This is a genomic window from Pseudomonas sp. D(2018), from assembly GCF_005502555.1.
Classification (GTDB): domain Bacteria; phylum Pseudomonadota; class Gammaproteobacteria; order Pseudomonadales; family Pseudomonadaceae; genus Metapseudomonas; species Metapseudomonas resinovorans.
The window spans coordinates 1-17,089 of sequence record NZ_SCOK01000036.1 but is presented as its reverse complement, the minus strand read 5'-3'; the positions used below and the strand labels follow the sequence as shown (position 1 = coordinate 17,089).

15 protein-coding genes are annotated in these 17,089 nt (G+C 66.3%); 10 read left to right on the top strand and 5 right to left on the bottom strand.

The features are described 5' to 3' along the window. Positions 1-70 precede the first annotated feature (70 nt). Positions 71-1,117, bottom strand: a complete 1,047-nt coding sequence (locus FFS60_RS20345; RefSeq protein WP_028628572.1) for a Rieske 2Fe-2S domain-containing protein — start codon at positions 1,115-1,117, stop codon at positions 71-73. A gap of 180 nt (positions 1,118-1,297) precedes the next feature. Here FFS60_RS20345 and FFS60_RS20340 point away from each other — a divergent pair, with 180 nt between their 5' ends. The 8 genes from FFS60_RS20340 (at position 1,298) to FFS60_RS20305 (ending at position 8,306) form a co-directional block, all read left to right on the top strand. Next, positions 1,298-1,630, top strand: coding sequence for a hypothetical protein (locus tag FFS60_RS20340; RefSeq protein WP_137822978.1), 333 nt, complete (start codon positions 1,298-1,300; stop codon positions 1,628-1,630). Continuing rightward, positions 1,620-2,258: a Dabb family protein gene (locus FFS60_RS20335; RefSeq protein WP_137822977.1), complete on the top strand. Its 639-nt coding sequence runs from the start codon at positions 1,620-1,622 to the stop codon at positions 2,256-2,258. The genes FFS60_RS20340 and FFS60_RS20335 overlap by 11 nt, the downstream gene beginning before the upstream one ends. 13 nt (positions 2,259-2,271) lie before the next feature. Next, the gene (locus FFS60_RS20330; protein WP_028628569.1) at positions 2,272-3,246 is read left to right on the top strand and encodes an NADP-dependent oxidoreductase; all 975 of its coding nucleotides are present in this window, start codon (positions 2,272-2,274) and stop codon (positions 3,244-3,246) included. A gap of 87 nt (positions 3,247-3,333) precedes the next feature. Further along, entirely contained in the window at positions 3,334-4,149 is an 816-nt protein-coding gene (locus FFS60_RS20325) for an SDR family NAD(P)-dependent oxidoreductase (protein WP_028628568.1), read from the top strand. 11 nt (positions 4,150-4,160) lie between these two features. Then, a complete protein-coding gene (locus FFS60_RS20320) occupies positions 4,161-5,087 on the top strand; it encodes an alpha/beta hydrolase (RefSeq protein ID WP_028628567.1) in 927 nt (308 codons plus the stop codon). An 11-nt stretch (positions 5,088-5,098) separates the two neighbouring features. Then, entirely contained in the window at positions 5,099-6,187 is a 1,089-nt protein-coding gene (ribB, locus tag FFS60_RS20315; protein WP_137822976.1) for a 3,4-dihydroxy-2-butanone-4-phosphate synthase, read from the top strand. Beyond that, a complete protein-coding gene (locus FFS60_RS20310) occupies positions 6,184-7,395 on the top strand; it encodes an NADH:flavin oxidoreductase (RefSeq protein WP_137822975.1) in 1,212 nt (403 codons plus the stop codon). The genes ribB and FFS60_RS20310 overlap by 4 nt, the downstream gene beginning before the upstream one ends. Positions 7,396-7,535: 140 nt before the next feature. Beyond that, entirely contained in the window at positions 7,536-8,306 is a 771-nt protein-coding gene (locus FFS60_RS20305) for an SDR family NAD(P)-dependent oxidoreductase (protein ID WP_137822974.1), read from the top strand. Between the two features lie 114 nt (positions 8,307-8,420). On the opposite strand, the gene FFS60_RS20300 is transcribed toward FFS60_RS20305, so the two are convergent. From FFS60_RS20300 to FFS60_RS20285, 4 genes are all read right to left on the bottom strand, one after another. After that, positions 8,421-9,410, bottom strand: coding sequence for a 5'/3'-nucleotidase SurE (locus FFS60_RS20300; RefSeq protein ID WP_137822973.1), 990 nt, complete (start codon positions 9,408-9,410; stop codon positions 8,421-8,423). Between the two features lie 135 nt (positions 9,411-9,545). Next, the gene (locus tag FFS60_RS20295) at positions 9,546-10,922 is read right to left on the bottom strand and encodes a DUF1329 domain-containing protein (RefSeq protein ID WP_137822972.1); all 1,377 of its coding nucleotides are present in this window, start codon (positions 10,920-10,922) and stop codon (positions 9,546-9,548) included. A gap of 80 nt (positions 10,923-11,002) precedes the next feature. After that, on the bottom strand, positions 11,003-12,379 hold the full coding sequence (locus tag FFS60_RS20290) for a DUF1329 domain-containing protein (protein ID WP_137822971.1): 1,377 nt from the start codon (positions 12,377-12,379) through the stop codon (positions 11,003-11,005). A gap of 23 nt (positions 12,380-12,402) precedes the next feature. Then, the gene (locus tag FFS60_RS20285) at positions 12,403-14,040 is read right to left on the bottom strand and encodes a DUF1302 domain-containing protein (protein ID WP_028630387.1); all 1,638 of its coding nucleotides are present in this window, start codon (positions 14,038-14,040) and stop codon (positions 12,403-12,405) included. 234 nt (positions 14,041-14,274) lie between these two features. On the opposite strand from FFS60_RS20285, the gene FFS60_RS20280 reads away from it, so the two are divergent. Beyond that, on the top strand, positions 14,275-16,017 hold the full coding sequence (locus tag FFS60_RS20280; protein WP_137822970.1) for an FAD-binding protein: 1,743 nt from the start codon (positions 14,275-14,277) through the stop codon (positions 16,015-16,017). 78 nt (positions 16,018-16,095) lie between these two features. Continuing rightward, positions 16,096-16,974, top strand: a complete 879-nt coding sequence (locus FFS60_RS20275) for an SDR family NAD(P)-dependent oxidoreductase (RefSeq protein ID WP_028630385.1) — start codon at positions 16,096-16,098, stop codon at positions 16,972-16,974. Positions 16,975-17,089: the final 115 nt, after the last annotated feature.

Sequence of the window (17,089 nt, the reverse complement as noted above, 5' to 3'; positions counted from 1 at the left end):
CGGCTTATGGGATGGTTCATCAAGCTGGATCGTCCCCCGTTGATCGGGAGACGATCGGCCCAGTCCGGACTCAGGCGGTTTCGGTTTCATCCAGTACGACGAAGGAGCGTGGCTCCTTGATGCTGGCGGGCAGCTCGGCGACATCGGTGTAGAACTGGTCGTACCACTTGCGCAGCTGGTAGACCGGGCCATCGCCGTCGCACAGCAGCGGGTTGTCCACGCGGGTCTTGCTGTGCCAGATGGCCACGTCCTCGTAGAAGGCGTCCTGTGCCTGTTTCACGTATGCCTTGGCCATCTCGCGGTTCTGCTCTTCGGTCAGGCCCGGAACCTTCTTCACCAGCACGCCGTAGCGCAGCGTGAAGCTGTTCAGGTCGATGGGCACGTGGCAGTTGAGCAGGATGGAGTGGATCAGCACGCCGTCCATTGCGCCGGTCATCTCGGTGATCTGGTAGGCCGGGCCGTAGTAGGTGGCGACCGTGGTCAGCTCACTGTCGCCGGACAACCGGGCACTGCTGCCGCGCATCACCTGCACCGCTTTGTGGCCTTCGAAGGTGTTGCTGAAGTGGTTGAGGTCGGTGCCATGGACGGAATCGAAGTGCGCCATATCGGACACGTTGTCGATCAATTCACGGCAGTTGGTGTCGATCTTCAGTTCGGCCACTTCCCAGTCGGCCCATTCGTCGCTGAAGCATTCATCGATTCGGGGAATGGCCTGTTCGGCAATCGGCGGGTTGCCCTCCGGGTCGTTCCAGACGAATAGAAGCTGGTTCTGCTCCAGGACCGGCCACGACTTGATCTTCGCGCGGGGGGGAATGCGCTTGGCGTAGGGAATGTCGTCGCACACGCCGTCGGCGCGCCAGCGCCACTCATGGAAAGGGCAGCGAATGGCATCGCCTTCGACGCAGCCCTGGCTCAGGTCGGCGCCCATGTGCGGGCAGTAACCATCGAGGATGCGGATCTGCCCATCCTCCCCGGCGAAGGCCACCAGGCGGGTGCCGAAAACATCCAGGCGGTGGGCCTTGCCGTCGCGGTACTGCCCGGCCAGCCCCAGGCAATGCCAGCCACGGGCGAAACGCGGTTCCAGTTGCTTGGTTTCGATTCGGTGCAGGGTACTCATCTTCTTGTTCTCCCATCAGGGTTCTCGTGGGCTGCATCCGGCTTCTGAGAGTCGCTGCAGCACATGCACTGACCGGATTCTGCGGTGCCAGCAATTCCCGGCATCGTCTGATCGGACGATGGCCCCGGACTGTCCCCCGGTTTTACTGCGCGGCAGAACAACAATCAGGAGCGCCCGAAGGTGATCCACATACTCGATGAGATTCCGCTCGTCGCCGGGCGCATCGCCCAGGTGCTGGAGGCGCTGGACAGGCTCTACCTGCCGGCCTGCGCCGGCCGGGGCCTGACCCTGGAACAGCGCTGGGTGTCGCCGCCGGTCGTGGTGCCGGGGCAGCCCCACACCCTCTGGCTGCTCTGGCGCGTGGCCGATGTCCCGGCTTACTACGCCATGCGCAGCGCCGCAGGCGCCGAGGTACGTGCCTTCTGGGACCTGGTGGAAGAGGGTGGCAGTTGCCGTCGCCGCCATGTGCTCGGATCGGCGGGCCAACCCCTGGAGGCTCCCGATGTCGCGTGAATCGCTGCAGCTGAACCTGTTCGGCGGCGTTGACCCCGTGGCGCTCGAAGACCGATTGCGTGAGCGCCTCCAGGCCTTGCCCGGTCTGCTGCATTTCGGTTTTGGCCGCAACCTGCCCGGCAGTTGGGGGGCCGCCGATTGCACCCTCGACTTGCTGTTTGCCGATGCGGCGCCCGCGAACCTGGATGACCGGCTCGGCCAGCTACCCGGCATCGCCAGCATCGAGCGCGTGGCCTACCGGCGAATTGGCGGTGGCTTGCGCGAGCCGGGGCTGGCGGGCGGCATCTGGCGCACCTTGCTACTGCGGGTTCGCCCGCAGGCCACGGTCGAGCAGCGCGCGGCCCTGGAGCAGGACCTGCTGCGGATGCCGGACTACATCGGTGGCATCCGCAACTGGCAGCTGGCCCGGGTCTCGACGCCGGGGCACTGGACCCATGTCTGGCAGCAGGAATTCGCCTGTGTCGACGACCTGCTGGGCGAGTACCTCATTCACCCCTATCACTGGGCCTGGGTGGACCGCTGGTTCGACCCCGACTGCCCGGACTGGACGGTGGACGCCATCGCCCATGCCTTCTGCCCCTTGCAGACCAGCCTGCTCGGCCGGGCCGCCTCAAACCCAGACAACTGACCGGGAGACTCGCATGCGCGCAGTGGTCATCGAACGCCTCGGCGGAGCCGAGGTTATGCAACTGAAAGAAGTCGACCGCCCCCAACCCGGCCCCGGCGAAGTCCTGGTCCGGGTGGTCTGTGCCGGGGTCAATCCGGCGGACTGGAAATGCCGCGAGGGCTACCTCGGCGCCTTCCTCACCTACCGCTTCCCCTTCGTGCTCGGCTTCGATCTGGCCGGCACGGTCGAAGCCCTGGGCGAGGGCGTCAACGACCTGCCCCTCGGCATCCGCGTGTTCGCCCAGAGCGATGTCGGCGCCGGCAAGTGGGGCTCCTACGCCGAGTACGCCTGCGTGTCCCGTGCCGCGCTGGTGCCCATGCCGGACAACCTCGATTTCGCCGCCGCAGCGGCCGTTCCCACCCCGGCCCTGGCAGCCTGGACCGGCCTGTTCGACGAAGGTGGCCTGGTCCCCGGGCAGACTGTACTGATCCACGGCGGCGGCAGCGCGGTGGGCGGTTTTGCCATCCAGTTCGCCCGCTGCGCCGGAGCGCGCATCGCTACCACCTGCGGCGCGGACAGTGCCAGCCAGGCGCGAGCCCAGGGTGCCGAATGCACCATCGACTACCGCGCCGGAGATATCCACAAGACCCTGCGCCAATGGGCGCCGGATGGCGTTGATCTGGTGCTCGATTGCATCGGCGGGGGCAGCCTGCCCAATGGCCTCGACCTGTTGCGGCCGGGCGGCATCCTGGTCGCCATTCTCACCCTGGCGCCGGGGGATGCCGGCCCCGACCACGCCACGGCGGCTCAGCGTGGGCTGCGCACGGCAATGGCCTACAGCCGCATGCCCAGCGGCGAACTGCTGGGGCGCATCGCCAGCCTGCTGGCTGCCGGGCGGGTGCGTCCGCCGGCCATCGACCTGTTGCCCCTGGCCGAGGTGGCCGGTGCCCACGAACGTCTCCAGCAGGGGCGGGCGCGGCGCAAGCAGGTGCTGCAGGTCGTCGGCTGACCCTGCCCTCGTCCGCACGGACGATGGCCGGCCGGGCCGAAGCGGCTCTACTGGCGAGCACTACAACAATAGGAAGGGGAATCAGCCATGCGAATCGAACGGGGCCAGGTGGCGGTGATCACCGGAGCGGCCGGTGGCATTGGCCGCGGTCTGGCGGAGGAAGCGGGCGCGCGTGGCCTGCGCCTGGTGTTGAGCGACGTGAGCGGTGAACGCCTGACGGCCCTGGCCGAAACGCTGCAAGGGCAGGGCGTGGAGGTCGCCAGCCTGGTGGTCGACGTTGGTGACTCGCAGCAGGTGGATGCCCTGCGCGATCTCGCCGTGCAGCGCTTTGGCGGCGTCGATCTGCTGTTCAACAACGCCGGCGTGATGCAGACCGGCTTCAGTTGGCAAATCGACAGCGCCCAGTGGCAGCGTCTGCTGGCCATCAACCTGGGCGGCGTGATCAACGGTGTCCGCAGTTTCGTGCCGCTGTTGCTCGGCCAGCAGCGCCCGGCCCGGGTGGTCAACACCGCGTCCCTCGCCGGGCTGATCTGCAGCCCCATGCTCGGCCCCTACACCGTCAGCAAGCAGGCGGTGGTGGCGCTCTCCGAGACCCTGCACTACGAACTGGCCATGCTCCAGTCACAGGTGGCGGTGGCCGTGCTCTGCCCGGGGCCGGTGGCCAGCGACATCATGGCCTCCAACGAGGCTGGCGGCGCCGCCACGCAACAGCTCGACGACCTGCTCGACAGTAGCATCCGCCAGGGCATGGACCCGCGCGAACTGGCCCGCGAAGTGTTTGCCGGCCTGGAGGCCGGGCGCTTCTGGCTGCTGCCCCACAAGAACTTCAAACCGGCGCTGGAACGGCGCCTGTCCAGCATCCTCGACGAGACCAACCCGGTCTTCCAGATGGCCGACGCCTAAGGATATCCAGCATGTCCCTCGACCCCCAGATCGCCGCCGTGCTCCAGCAATTCAGCGGCATGCCACAGCCGGACTACAGCCAACTCGACCCGGTTCAGTACCGCCAGTTCTCCGACAACCTGATGCCGCCCATGCCCGGCGAACGCCTGTTCGAGGTGCGCAACCTGCGCCTGGCCGGCGCCGAGGGCGAGCTGGATGCGCGCCTCTATCGCCCGGAAGACCGTGATGACCTGCCCCTGCTGGTGTTCTTCCACGGCGGCGGCTTCGTCATCGGCAATCTCGATACCCACGACAACCTCTGCCGCAGCCTGGCCCGCCTGACCGGTGCCGTGGTGGTCTCGGTGGGCTACCGGCTGGCCCCGGAGCATCGCTTCCCGGCCGCCCCGCATGATTGCTATCGCGCCACCTGTGACCTGGTGGAGAGGGCCCGTGAACTGGGCTTCGACGCCAGCCGCCTGGCCCTTGCCGGTGACAGCGCCGGGGCCAACCTGGCCATCGCCGTGAGCCGCCTGGCGCAGATCCGCAAGGGCCCGCGCATCGCCTCGCAGTGCCTGTTCTACCCGGCCACCGACGCCCGTTGCGAGAGCGCCTCCCAGCACGAGTTCGCCGAAGGCTACTTCCTCACCCGCGAGCAGATGCAATGGTTCTGGCGGCAGTACCTGCCACGCGCGGAGCAGGGCGACGATGCCCTGGCCTCGCCGCTGCGTGCCGAGGAGCTGGCGGGTCTGCCGCCGACCACCGTGTTCAGTGCCGAGTACGACCCGCTGCGCGATGAGGGCGAGGCCTTCGCCCGACGCCTCGAACAGGCGGGCGTGAAGACCCGGCTGGAGCGTTGCGCGGGCATGATCCACGGCTTCATCAGCATGGCTGCGTTCGTCTCCGGCGCCCAGGCCGTGCTGGAGTCCGCCGCCGCCGACCTGCGCCACGCGCTGAACTGAAGGGGCACGCCATGGACAGCCCGCAACGACTGATCGAGGCCATGGCCAACGGCACCATGCTGGTGGTCACCGACGACGAGGGGGATGGCGAAGGCTCGCTGGTGATCGCTGCCGGTCGCGCCGATGCCGCCGCCGTCAACTTCATGGCCCGCGAGGCACGCGGGCTGATTTGCCTGGCCCTGACCGAAGAGCGCTGCCAGGCCCTCGGCCTGGAACTCATGGTGCCCAACTCGCGGGCCCGTCACGGCATGGGCTTCACCCTCTCCATCGAAGCCCGCAGCGGGGTTTCCACCGGCATCTCCGCGGCCGACCGTGCCCACACCATCGCGGTGGCTGTCGACCCGACCAGCACCGCGACCGACCTGGTACAGCCCGGCCACATCTTTCCCCTGCGTGCGCAACCCGGCGGGGTGATGCAGCGCGCCGGCCATGTGGAGGCCGCCTGCGATCTGGCACGCCTGGCCGGACTGATGCCCGCCGCGGTATTGGTCGGCATACTCGACGAAGACGGCGAACCCGCACGCGGCCAGGCCCTGCGCGACTTTGCGCAACGGCACGGTCTGCCGCTGGGTAGCGTCGCTGACCTGATCCACTACCGCATCCTCCACGAGGGCACCATTCGCCGATCGGGCGAGTACCCGATCCAGACCCGTCACGGCGAGTTCCGCGTCGTCACCTACCTGGACGACTACCAGGGGCAACTGCACCTGGCCCTGGTACGTGGCGATGTCCGCCGCGACCGGCCGACACTGGTGCGGGTGCAGGCTGCGGAAACCCTGCGCGACCTGTTGGACAGCCATCCCGACCAGTGGAACCTCGAACGTTCCCTGGCGAAGGTGGCGCAGGAAGGCGCCGGCGTCGTGGTGCTGCTGGCCCAGCAGGAAACGCCGGCCGCCTTGATCGAACAGCTCCAGCAGGGCGCGCACAAGCCTCGCCCGCCAAGCTTTCCGCAGCGCACGCTGGGGATCGGCGCGCAGATCCTGCGGGACGTTGGCGTTCGCAAGATGCGCCTGCTGAGCTTCCCGGTGAACTACAAGGCGGTGTCCGGCTTCGAGCTGGAAGTCGCCGAATTCGTCCCCTTCGATCGGGAGCAGGCATGAACCCGAACCTCGACAGCCTGCTGCAGCCGGCTCGCCTGGCCGGCCTTCAGTTGCGTAATCGACTGATCAAGACGGCCACTTTCGAAGGCATGTGCCCCGGCGGGGTTCCCGGCGACGACCTGGTCGAGCATCACGCGACCATGGCTCGCGGCGGCGTCGGTCTGACCACCGTTGCCTACTGCGGCGTTTCGCCCGACGGCCTGACCTTTCCCGACCAGATGTGGATGCACGCCGGCATCTTCCCGCAGCTGCAGCGCCTGACGTCGGCGGTGCATGCCGAGGGGGGCGCCCTATCCGCCCAGCTCGCCCACTGCGGCTACTTCAGCCGCAATCGTCCGCTCAATATTCCACGGCCGCGTGGTCCCAGCGCCTGCATCAACCAGTACGGCCTGTTCTCCGGCATTCCATTCGGCGGTGCCATGAGCATCGCCGACATCGGCCGCACGGTCGCTGAGTACGCTGCGGCAGCCAGCCTGGTCCGCGACGCGGGCTTCGATGCCATCGAAATCCACATGGGTCATGGCTACCTGCTCAGCCAGTTCATCTCGCCGGCCCTGAACAAGCGCCGCGATTCCTACGGCGGCGTGCTGGAGAACCGCATGCGCCTGCCACTGCAGGTGCTGGCGGCGGTGCGGGGTGCGGTGGGACGCGATTTCCCGATTCTGGCCAAGCTCAATCTCAGCGATGGCTTTGCCGGTGGCCTGCAGATCGAAGAAGCCTGCCAGGCCGCGCGCCTGCTGGAAGAGGCGGGGCTGGACGCCATCGTCATGAGCGGTGGGCTGGTCAGCCGCACGCCGATGTTCCTCTTCCGGGGCGCGAGCCCGTTGGCGCAGATGGTGCCGCTGGAGAGGAACCCGCTGCAGCGCACCGCCATGAAGTGGTTTGGCGGCGCCAGCTTCCCCGACCTGCCCTTCGAGGAGCTGTACTTCCTCGAATTGGCCCGGCAGATGCGGCGCGCCGTGAGCATGCCGCTGGTGTACCTCGGCGGCGTGGCCAGCGGCGAAGGCATGGTGCGGGCGGTGGAGGAAGGCTTCGACTTTCTCGCCCTCGGGCGCGCCTTGCTCAATGACCCGCACCTGCCGCAGCACCTGCAGCATCAAGGCTCGACCTGGCGCAGTGCCTGTACCCACTGCAACCAGTGCGTGGCCAGCATGGGACTCCCAGGTGGGATTCGTTGTGTGCTTAACCAGCCGGCGGTCTTCCGGTAGGGGCGAATTCATTCGCCAACCGGTCCGCAGGGCCGGCCCGGTTTTCCCCGGGGACGCTTCGCATCCCTCGGCGAATGAATTCGCCCCCACATCCAGCAGCCTTTATCTCCGAGCTCATCCCACAACAAGAAGGAACACTCATGACTCGTGAAGCATTCCCCGAAGGCGTCGCCCTGGTAGTGGGCGGCAGCGGTGGCATGGGCCAGGCAATCTGCGAGCGCCTGGCCGAGGCCGGAAGCGATGTCGTGCTCACCTATCACCGCAACGCCGAACGCGCCGAAGCTGTGGTGGCCGCGGTGCGTGAACGCGGGCGCAATGCACAAGCGCTGCAACTGACCCTCGGCGACGAGGCCTCCGTCACCGCCAGCCTGCAGCAGCTCACGGAAGGACGGCGTATCCATACCCTGGTGGTGGCATCGGGGTCGGACATTGCCCAGCCGAGGATCAGCGAACTGAACCTGGCGCAATGGAAGCGGGTGATCGATGCCGACCTCAACGGCTTCCTCAACCTCGTACTCGGCGTGTTGCCGCACATGCGCGCCCATGGCGGCGGCTCCATCGTGCACATCAGCTCGGCCGGGCTGTTCCGCTGGCCGGAGGGCGACGTGCTGTCAGTGGCGCCCAAGGCGGCCGTCGAGTCGTTGCTCCAGGGCATCGCCAAGGAGGAGGGGCGTTTCGGTATCCGCGCCAACAGCGTGGCCATCGGCGTGATCGATGCCGGCATCTTCCATCGCCTCTGGGCTGACGGCACCTTCGATGAGCAGTGGCGTGATGCCGTGCAGGCCAAGCTCTGCCTCAAACGCTGGGGCCAGGCTGAGGAAGTGGCCGAAGCTGTGGCCTTCCTCGCCTCCAGCCGTGCGGGGTACACCACTGGGCAGGTGCTGGCGGTGGATGGGGGATATGGGGTTTAGCCAGGGGGCGCAGTTCGAGGGGTGCAGCAGCGGCTGCACTTCTCAGGAAACCGGGCGCAATCGTTGCGACAAAAAAGCCCCCAACCGGGGGCTTCTCCTTCAATCACTCACACCTCAAGGCTTGATGCCATGCAGCATCAGCTTCGCCTGGGCTTGCACCAGTGGCGAGGCGGTGTAGTTGCCGTCGATCGGGGTGATCACTGCCTTGCCCAGCGATAGCTGATAGGCGTCGCCCTGCTTCTGTTCGGCCGTCGGCGCTGACGGCGCGACGAGGTTCATCCGCACCACACCGTCGGCACCCTGCTGCGGGGCGAAGACTACGCTGCCCCAATCGCCGATGGGCGCAAAGGCCACGCCCGTTACCTGGCCAGCTTCCAGCGCCGGGTAGTTGATGTTCAGCCCGGTGATGCCCGGCAGGCCGATCACGTTGGTTTCGCAGTAAGCCTTGGCCTTGCCGCGGCTCTTCTGGCACAGGCGCTTGGCTTCGGCGCCGATGGCGGCCGCACGGTTGATCACGCGGACGGCGAAGCGCGCCGTGTCGTCCATCGCATTGAGGGTCTTGAGGTAGCCGGCCTGCTGGTCCTGGGCGATCAACTGGAGGTCGATGGCGGTGGATACGGCCACCGCCGGCACGCCCTTGAACATGGCGCGAACAGCGGCGTTGACGGTGCCCGACATCTGCGTCAGCGGGCCGACGTTGTCACCGAAGTTGGTGCCGGAGACCACCAGGTCCGGGCGGCTGTCCTTCAGCAGCAGGTCGAGACCGACGTTCACCGCATCCACCGGAGTTCCGATGGCCGATGTCTTGCCGGCCGGCGGTGTGTAACCCGCAGGGGCACCGACGCAGTACTTGTCCTGGGCCAGTTGGGTGATGGCGACGGCCTGGCCGGGCACTACCACGCTGGCGGCGCCGATGCCGCTGCTGTCATTTTGCGGGCCTACCAGTGTCACCTGATGACCGGCAGCGATCAGTGCCTGGTAGACGGCATCGATGCCCGGTGCGCGGCAGCCGTCATCGTTGGTCAGGAGGATGTTAAGGGCGTTGGCCTGCAGCGACAGGCCGAGGGCGGTCAGGCTGATGCCGACGCTCAACAGCTTTTTCATTGTTGTTCCTCGTGAGGTGGGGTTGGTCAGGAAGCTGACCTTATGGTCAATTTGTTTCAGGTTTTCGAGGTGGCTGTTGCAACTGCTACCAGGAGGCGGGGCCATTGCGGCTTCCGCCTCGCGGCATGCTCGGGATCAGCGGCCCTGCTTGCGCAGGCTCGCGACGGTGAAGTTGCTGGAGTCGAAGTCGCTGGCGTTGAGCTTCGGGGCGTCCTGGTCGTTGATCAGGCGGTCGGCCAGGTAGGACCCGGCGATCAGATCGTGGTAGACGGCGACGCGGGCGTGGAAGCCTTGCAGCTCGTAGGCGTAGATCGAGGCCTGCATGTTGGTTCGCCAGAGCTGGCCCTTGCCGTCGTAGTTGTCAGCCAGGGCGGCGGCCCAGGTGTCTTCGTCCAGGTACATCACGCGCTTGCCGTAGACGTGGCGCTTGCCGGGCTTGAGGGTGGCTTCCAGCACCCAGACGCGGTGCTTCTCGTAGCGCATGTACTCGGGGTTGATGTGGCCGCTGGTGGCCAGCAACTGGTCGAGCTTCACCGACGGGTCGTCGAGCCGGTAGTTGTTGTAGGGGATGTACAGCTCCTTCTTGCCTACCAGCTTCCAGTCGTAGCGGTCGGGTGCGCCGTTGAACAGGCGGTCCTCGTCCATCACGCGGAAACCGCCGGCGCCGTACGGCGTGTCATAGGCCACGGTGGGGGCACGGCGCACGCGGCGGTTGCCGGGCAGGTATTGCCAGCTCTGGCGCGGCTGGGCCAGCGGGTCAGTGAACTCGTTGCCGAGGAAGATCTCGCCACGCTTCCGGGTGGGCTCCATGGTGGTGATCATGAAGTGCGCCTGGATGCCGTTGAAGGCCTCCGCGTTGCCGCTAGGGTCGGTCCAGGGCGAGAGGATCTTGTAGTTCACCAGTTCGAACTGGCGATTTCCGTTGGCCAGGGTCAGGGCCATCTTGTAGGTGGCGTCCTCTTTCCAGGCCACGGTGTGGAGGTTGTGGTTCCACATCAGCTCGTAGCCGTTCTTCGGGATGGGGAAGGGGGCGCCGCCGTAGGCATTGGCCACGCCGTTGCCATCGTTGACCAGCTCGGCGTTGAGCGCGTTCTGCTTGATGGCATCTTCCACCCACTGGCCATACCGGAAGTCCCGGTGGCTGGGGTAGATCGGCATGGTGAAACTCTGTGGATAGCGCTGGAACAGCGCCTTCTGGCCGTCGGACAACTGGTCGGCGTACTGCGCCATGTTCTCGGCAGTGATGACGAACAGCGGCTTCTCGCCGGCGTAGGGATCGGGGTGTTTGTTGCCGCTGCCGGCGAACTGGACCTGCGGCGGTGCGCCGCGCCACTTGCCGCTCCAGGCGGGAATGCTGCCGTCGGCGTTGCCGGCTTTCTCGGCGCCGGTGGGGGTGAGTTCCTGGCCCAGGCGCGCGGCTTCTTCGGGGCTGACGTTGGCCAGGGCGGGAGCGCTGGCGATGCTGGCGGCAAGCAGGGCGCCCATCAGGGGCGAGGGGTATCTCGAGAACATGTTCAAGGTTTCCGTGAGGGGTCCAGGGAAAGCCCTGGCCCCGCCGCCTTGCGCGGACGGGTGCCAGGGCGGCGCTTGGGCTATTTGCCCAGCTTGCGGAGGTTGCCGGCGGTGAAGTAGCTGGCGTCGAAGGCGGCGTCGTTCAGCCGGGCCGGGGCCAGGCCGTTGACCAGACGGTCGGCCAGGTAGGAGCCGGCGATCAGGTCCTGGTAAATCGCGACGCGGGCGTGGAAGGCCTGGATCTCATAGGCGTAGACCGAGGTCTGGGTATTGGTGCGCCAGAGTTGCCCCTTGCCGTCGTAGTTGTCGCCCAGGGCGGCGGCCCAGCTGTCCTCGTCGAGGTAGAACACGCGCTTGCCGTAGACGTGGCGCTTGCCGGGCTTGAGGGTGGCTTCCAGCACCCAGACGCGGTGCAGTTCGAAGCGCACTTTGTCGGGGTTGATGTGGCCGGTACCGGAGGTCAGCTCGCTGGCGGGCATGTCCGGGTCGTCCAGGGCGTAGTTGTTGTAGGGGATGTACAGCTCCTTCTTGCCCACCAGTTTCCAGTCGTAGCGGTCGGGGGCGCCGTTGAACAGGCGGTCCTCGTCCATCACGCGGAAGCCGCCAGCGCCATACGGTGTGTCGTAGCCGACGGTGGGCGCACGGCGCACGCGGCGGTTGCCGGGCAGGTACTGCCAGGCCTGGCGAGGCTTGGCCAGCGGGTCGGTGAAGTCGCAGCTGAGGATGATCTCGCCCTTCTTCCGCGCCGGCTCCTGGGTGCTGATCATGGCGCAGGCCTGGGTACCGTCGAAATTGTCGACCGAGCCCTTGGGGTCATCCCAGAGGGAGAGGATCTGGTAGCCGACCTTCTCTTCCACCCGACTGTTGTTGGCCAGCACCAGGGCCATCTGGTAGGTGGCCTCTTCCTTCCAGGCGCGAGCCGGCAGGTTCTGGTTCCACATCAACTCGTAGCCGTTTTTCGGAATGGGGAAGGGAGAACCGCCGAAGGCGTTGGCCACGCCGTTGCCATCACTCACCAGCTCGGCGTTGAGGGCGTTGTACTTGATGTTGGCTTCCACCACGGGCGAGAAGCGGAAGTCGCGATGGCTGGGGTAGACCACTATCCGGTAGGTATTCGGGTAGCGCTTGAACAGGGCCAATTGGCCGTCGGAAAGCTTGTCCTTGTATTGCTCGACGTTGGCTGCGGTGATGGTGAACAGCGGCTTCTCGTCGGCATAGGGATCGGGGCGCTTGCTGCCGGTTCCGTCGTACTTCACATGGGGCGGGGCGCCCAGCCATTTGCCGCTCCATGCCGGAATGCTGCCATCGGCGTTGCCGGCCATCTCGGCACCCATGGGCGTCAGGTCCTGGCCCAGGCGGGCGGCTTCTTCGGGGCTGACCTTGGCCAGCACCGAAGTGCTGGCCAGGCTGGCGGCGAAGAGGGCGATGAGGAGCGGTTTGTTGTTCTGCGCTTGCATCTCGTCTCTCCTGCTGCGGTGGATCAGAAGCTGTATTTGGCGCTGAGACCGAAGTTGTCGCGGTCGGCCAGAGGGGTGTCGCCGGCATCACCCAGGAAGGCGTTGTAGCGGGCCTCGATGGTGAAGTTGTTGAGGTAGCGCCAGGTGGTGCCGATGCCGAGGCGGTCGTCGCCTTCACCCATGCCGAAGCTGCCGGCCAGGGAAGAGTTGCCGCCGAGGGACTGGCTGTAGATCAGCGGGATGGTCAGGTCCCAGCCTTCGAAGAGGTTCAGGTAGTCCAGCGACAGGTTGAGGGTGTAGCCCCAGGCGCTCTTGTCGTTGTAGAGCTTGTCGGTGTTGTTGGTGGTCATGGGGAAGAAGCCACCCACGCCATCTGGAACGAACACGTTGAAGCTGGGTGCGCGGTCGTTGTCGAGCACCTCGTTGTAGCCAACCTCGCCGGTCAGGGTGGTGTTGTCGGCGATCGGCAGGTTGCCGAACGCGTGGATGAAGGACACCTGCGCCTGCATGGTCTTGGCGCGCACCGCATGCGGGGTCAGGCCGGTATCCACCAGTACGGGCTGGCCGTCGCGATAGCTCACTTCGCCGCTGACGTTGGTTTCGCCGAGTACGGTGGAGAAGCTCGCGCCATAGAGGTCGATGTCGTCGAAGTAGCGGACCTGGTAGTTGCCGGCGTTCCAGTTGGTGAGGAAGTCGAGCGTTGGCGCCTTGTCGTGGAAGCGCACGTAGTAGAGGCCGAACTCGGTGTTGTTCAGCGACTCGGCCACATAGGTCATGGCCAGGCCGTACTGGCCGCTGTCGCCGGGTTTGTCGTCCTTCAGGCGGCGGGTCATGCCGAAGGCATCGGTGAAGCCGCCTTCGTCCATCTGGTCGGTGACCGAGAAGAAGCTACCGACGCCGTCGATCTCGGTTTTCTCCCATTCGTACTGGTAGTACGCCTGCAGGCCGAGGTTGTCGGTGACGCTGATCTGGCCGAACACCTGGCCCACCGGCAGGAAGATTTCCTTCACCTCGACGCCGGGGGTGTTCACCTTGGTGCCATCGGCCGGGCTCATGGCCGAGGAGATGCCGTTGGCGATGAACAGGCTCTCGCCCCAGCTCACGACCTGGTCACCCACCCGCAGGTTGAGGTCGTGTCCGCCCATGTCCCAGGCGCCATACACATAGGAGTCGAGCAGGCGGATGTCCTTGCCGTGCTGGTCGATGGTGTCCTGCGGGAAGTGATTGGCCTGGGAGCAACCGCCACCGGCGAAGCAGTTGGAGGTGCCGGTGCCGTTGTCATTGCTGCGGTTGTAGACGTCGTCGTAGAAGCCGCTGGCGCGCATGAACAGACCGAAGTCCTGGCGCCAGTTGAAGTTGGCTTCGGTGAGGAAGCTGGCGCGGTTGGTGATCAGGCTGCCCTTGTCGAAGGCGTTGTTGCCGTCGTCGATGTTGGCGATGGCCGGATTCGGGGAGCCGTTGGACAGCGCGTGGTCCCGCGATTCGGTGCGCCAGGCCAGTGCGTAGGTGAGGGTGGTGTCCCAGGAAATCTTCAGATCATCGTTGGGCTGGAATGCCAGCGCGTGGCTCAGCCCTGCGTGGCTGAGCGCCAGACCCACGCAAGCAGTACGGATCGCAAGGTGAAGCGGCTGAAGGGAGTGGCCTTTTTTTGTTCTTATCATGTTGTCGCTCTCGGCTTGGCTGGGCACAGCTCGGTCTGCCAGGCCCAAGGTTGAGTTGAGTGTGGCGGCCTGACTATGTGGTCACGGATGCAGGGCAACATCGTCCGAAAAGACTAAGCGGCTTGTGCGATTCGCAGTCCCGTGGCCGCTAGTCCCAACGGACGATGTTGGCGCCAGGTGGGCTGCCGAGAATCCGGCTGGATTGCGCAAACAGAACAACAAGGGAGTTACCCGATGAGCGCGAACAGCCCGCAGTGGGATGACAGTTGCGACGTATTGGTGGTGGGTTCGGGAGCCGGCGCCATGACCGCCGCGCTGCGTGCCCATGACCTTGGTTCGAAGGTGCTGGTGGTGGAGAAGAGCGACCGCTACGGCGGCACGTCCGCCATTTCCGGCGGCGGTATCTGGATTCCCTGCAACCACCGCATCGCGGCCCTGGGTGGGCAGGACTCGGCCGAGGAAGCCATTGCCTACATCCACGCGGTGACCCACGGCGAAATCGACGACGGTCGCATCGAGGCCTACGTGGAGCAGGGCCACGTGGTGGTGCGCTACCTCGAAGAGCGCTCCCGCGTGCGCTTCGAGGCCCAGCCGCGTTATGCCGACTACTACCCGGAAGTGCCCGGCGGCAAGCCCGGCTTCCGCTCCATGGACCCGCTGCCCTTCGACGCCCGAGAGCTGGGTGACGAATTTGCCCGCATGCGCGAGCCGTCTCCCGGCACCCTGATGATGGGCCGCATGGGCATGACCATGAAGGAAGCCCAGGTGTTGCTTTGCCGCGGTCCGGGCTGGTTCGGCCTGACCCTGAAGATCTTCTGGCGCTACTGGCGCGACCTGCCGGGCCGCCTGCGTTCCAGGCGCGACCGTTTTCTCACCCTGGGCAATGCCCTGGTCGCCGCGTTGCGCTGTTCCCTGCTCGACCGCCAGGTGCCGGTGTGGCTGGACTGCCGGCTGGAACGCCTGATCGAGGAAGAGGGGCGGGTAGTCGGTGCCGAGTTGGTTCGCGCCGGCCGTCTCCTGCGGGTTCGCGCCCAGCACGGGGTGGTACTGGGCGCCGGTGGCTTTGAGCGCAACCAGGTCATGCGCAGCCAGTACCACGCACAACCCTCACGCAGCGACTGGAGTGCCACGCCGCCCTACAACACGGGCGATGCCATCCGCGCCGGCCAGGCGCTGGGTGCCGCCACCGCGCTGATGGACCACAGCTGGTGGGCGCCGACTACCCATGTCGAGGGTGAGGAGAAGCAGCGTGCACTGTTCGTCGAGCGCACCCTGCCTGGCTGCGTCATGGTGAATTCGGCGGGGCAGCGCTTCGTCAACGAAGCGGCGCCCTACACCGACATCGTCTACGCCATGTACGAGAACAACCGCGAGGGGGCTACGAGCGTGCCTTGCTGGCTGGTCTTCGATGCCGAGTTCCGCCGCAAGTACCCCTGTGGTGCACTGCTGCCCGGCTACGCCATGCCCGACAGCCGTTTGCCCAAGCACCTGCACAGCTACTTCCACAAGGCCGACAGCCTGCACGAATTGGCGGAAAAGACCGGTATCGAGGCCATGGGCCTGCTGCGCACCATCGACCGCTTCAACCCGATGGCCGAGGCGGGCAAGGACCTTGATTTCCACAAGGGCGATTCACTCTTCGACCGCTACTACGGCGACCCGACGGTGACCCCCAACCCCTGCCTGGCGCCACTGTTGAAGGCACCGTTCTACGCGGTGAAGGTGGATGCCGGTGATATCGGCACCAAGGGTGGCCTGCTCACCGACGTGCATGCCCGCGTGCTGCGCGAGGACCGCACGCCCATTGACGGGCTCTACGCCATTGGCAACAGCGCCGCCTCGATGATGGGCCGGACCTATCCCGGTGCCGGCTCGACCATTGGTCCGGCGATGGTCTTCGGCTTCCTGGCGGCCAACCACATTCACAGCGCCGAGCAGGATCTGCCGCAAACGGCCCCCATCGCGCGCCAGGCCTGAGCCCGTCCTGGAAATCGCCGGTAACGGCTTCAACCTCTGAACCACCAGCTTTGGCTGACTGCAGCAAGGAACCCTCATATGAACGTGAACAACACTCCCGTTGCCGTGGTGACCGGCGCCAGTCGTGGTGTCGGCAAGGGCATCGCCATCGCCTTGGGCGCGGCGGGCATGACCGTCTACCTGAGTGGCCGTTCGGCCACCCAGAGCAACAGCCAATTGCGCGGCCAGACCCTGCCGGGCAGCCTGGCGGATACCGCCGAGGCTGTCACCCGCGCCGGCGGCAAGGGCATCGCGGTGCCCTGCGATCACCGTGACGATGCGCAGGTGCGCGAGCTCTTCGCCCGCGTCGAGCGCGAGCAGGGGCGTCTCGACCTGCTGGTGAACAACGCCGCCTTCCTCCACGAGAACCTGATCGATCCCGGTCCCTTCTGGGAGAAGCCCCTGGAGATGGTGGACATACTCGACGTCGGCCTGCGCTCGGCCTATGTCGCGAGCTACCACGCGGCGCCGCTGCTGGTGCGCAACGGCCGGGGGCTGATCGCCTTCGTGTCTTCCTACGGTGCCGGTTGCTACATGCACGGGCCCGCCTATGGGGCGCAGAAGGCGGGCTGCGACAAGTTCGCCGCGGACATGGCAGTGGATCTGGAAGGCACGGGCGTCGCCGCGCTGTCGCTCTGGCTGGGGCCGCAGCGTACCGAGCGTACCGCCATCGCCGGCGCCGAACGCGCCGAGCAGTACGAGGCCTTCATGGCCATGGCGGAAACCCCGGAGTTCAATGGCCGGGTCATCCACGCGCTGCTGAACGATCCGAACCTCCAGGCACTGAGCGGGCAGACCCTGGTCACTGCGGAGCTGGCCTTGGGCTATGGCATCAGCGAGGCCGAAGGCCGTCAGCCGCCGTCCTACCGCGAGATGCTCGGCTCGCCACGCACGCAGCACCCCGCGCGAGTCATTTGATCGGTCGATGGCACAAGGAAAGAGGCCCGCAATACAGACTGTGTGAAAACCTAGCCGTCTGAGTCGAAGCTGAAGACAATGCCCGTATCGATCGATACGGGCATTGTCGTTTATG

Bases quoted from the DNA above. Each gene is read 5' to 3' on its own strand.
- FFS60_RS20345 (WP_028628572.1), bottom strand. From the start codon at position 1,117: ATGAGTACCCTGCACCGAATCGAAACCAAGCAACTGGAACCGCGTTTC.
- FFS60_RS20335 (WP_137822977.1), top strand. From the start codon at position 1,620: ATGTCGCGTGAATCGCTGCAGCTGAACCTGTTCGGCGGCGTTGACCCC.
- FFS60_RS20330 (WP_028628569.1), top strand. From the start codon at position 2,272: ATGCGCGCAGTGGTCATCGAACGCCTCGGCGGAGCCGAGGTTATGCAA.
- FFS60_RS20325 (WP_028628568.1), top strand. From the start codon at position 3,334: ATGCGAATCGAACGGGGCCAGGTGGCGGTGATCACCGGAGCGGCCGGT.
- FFS60_RS20320 (WP_028628567.1), top strand. From the start codon at position 4,161: ATGTCCCTCGACCCCCAGATCGCCGCCGTGCTCCAGCAATTCAGCGGC.
- ribB (WP_137822976.1), top strand. From the start codon at position 5,099: ATGGACAGCCCGCAACGACTGATCGAGGCCATGGCCAACGGCACCATG.
- FFS60_RS20310 (WP_137822975.1), top strand. From the start codon at position 6,184: ATGAACCCGAACCTCGACAGCCTGCTGCAGCCGGCTCGCCTGGCCGGC.
- FFS60_RS20305 (WP_137822974.1), top strand. From the start codon at position 7,536: ATGACTCGTGAAGCATTCCCCGAAGGCGTCGCCCTGGTAGTGGGCGGC.
- FFS60_RS20300 (WP_137822973.1), bottom strand. From the start codon at position 9,410: ATGAAAAAGCTGTTGAGCGTCGGCATCAGCCTGACCGCCCTCGGCCTG.
- FFS60_RS20295 (WP_137822972.1), bottom strand. From the start codon at position 10,922: ATGTTCTCGAGATACCCCTCGCCCCTGATGGGCGCCCTGCTTGCCGCC.
- FFS60_RS20290 (WP_137822971.1), bottom strand. From the start codon at position 12,379: ATGCAAGCGCAGAACAACAAACCGCTCCTCATCGCCCTCTTCGCCGCC.
- FFS60_RS20285 (WP_028630387.1), bottom strand. From the start codon at position 14,040: ATGATAAGAACAAAAAAAGGCCACTCCCTTCAGCCGCTTCACCTTGCG.
- FFS60_RS20280 (WP_137822970.1), top strand. From the start codon at position 14,275: ATGAGCGCGAACAGCCCGCAGTGGGATGACAGTTGCGACGTATTGGTG.
- FFS60_RS20275 (WP_028630385.1), top strand. From the start codon at position 16,096: ATGAACGTGAACAACACTCCCGTTGCCGTGGTGACCGGCGCCAGTCGT.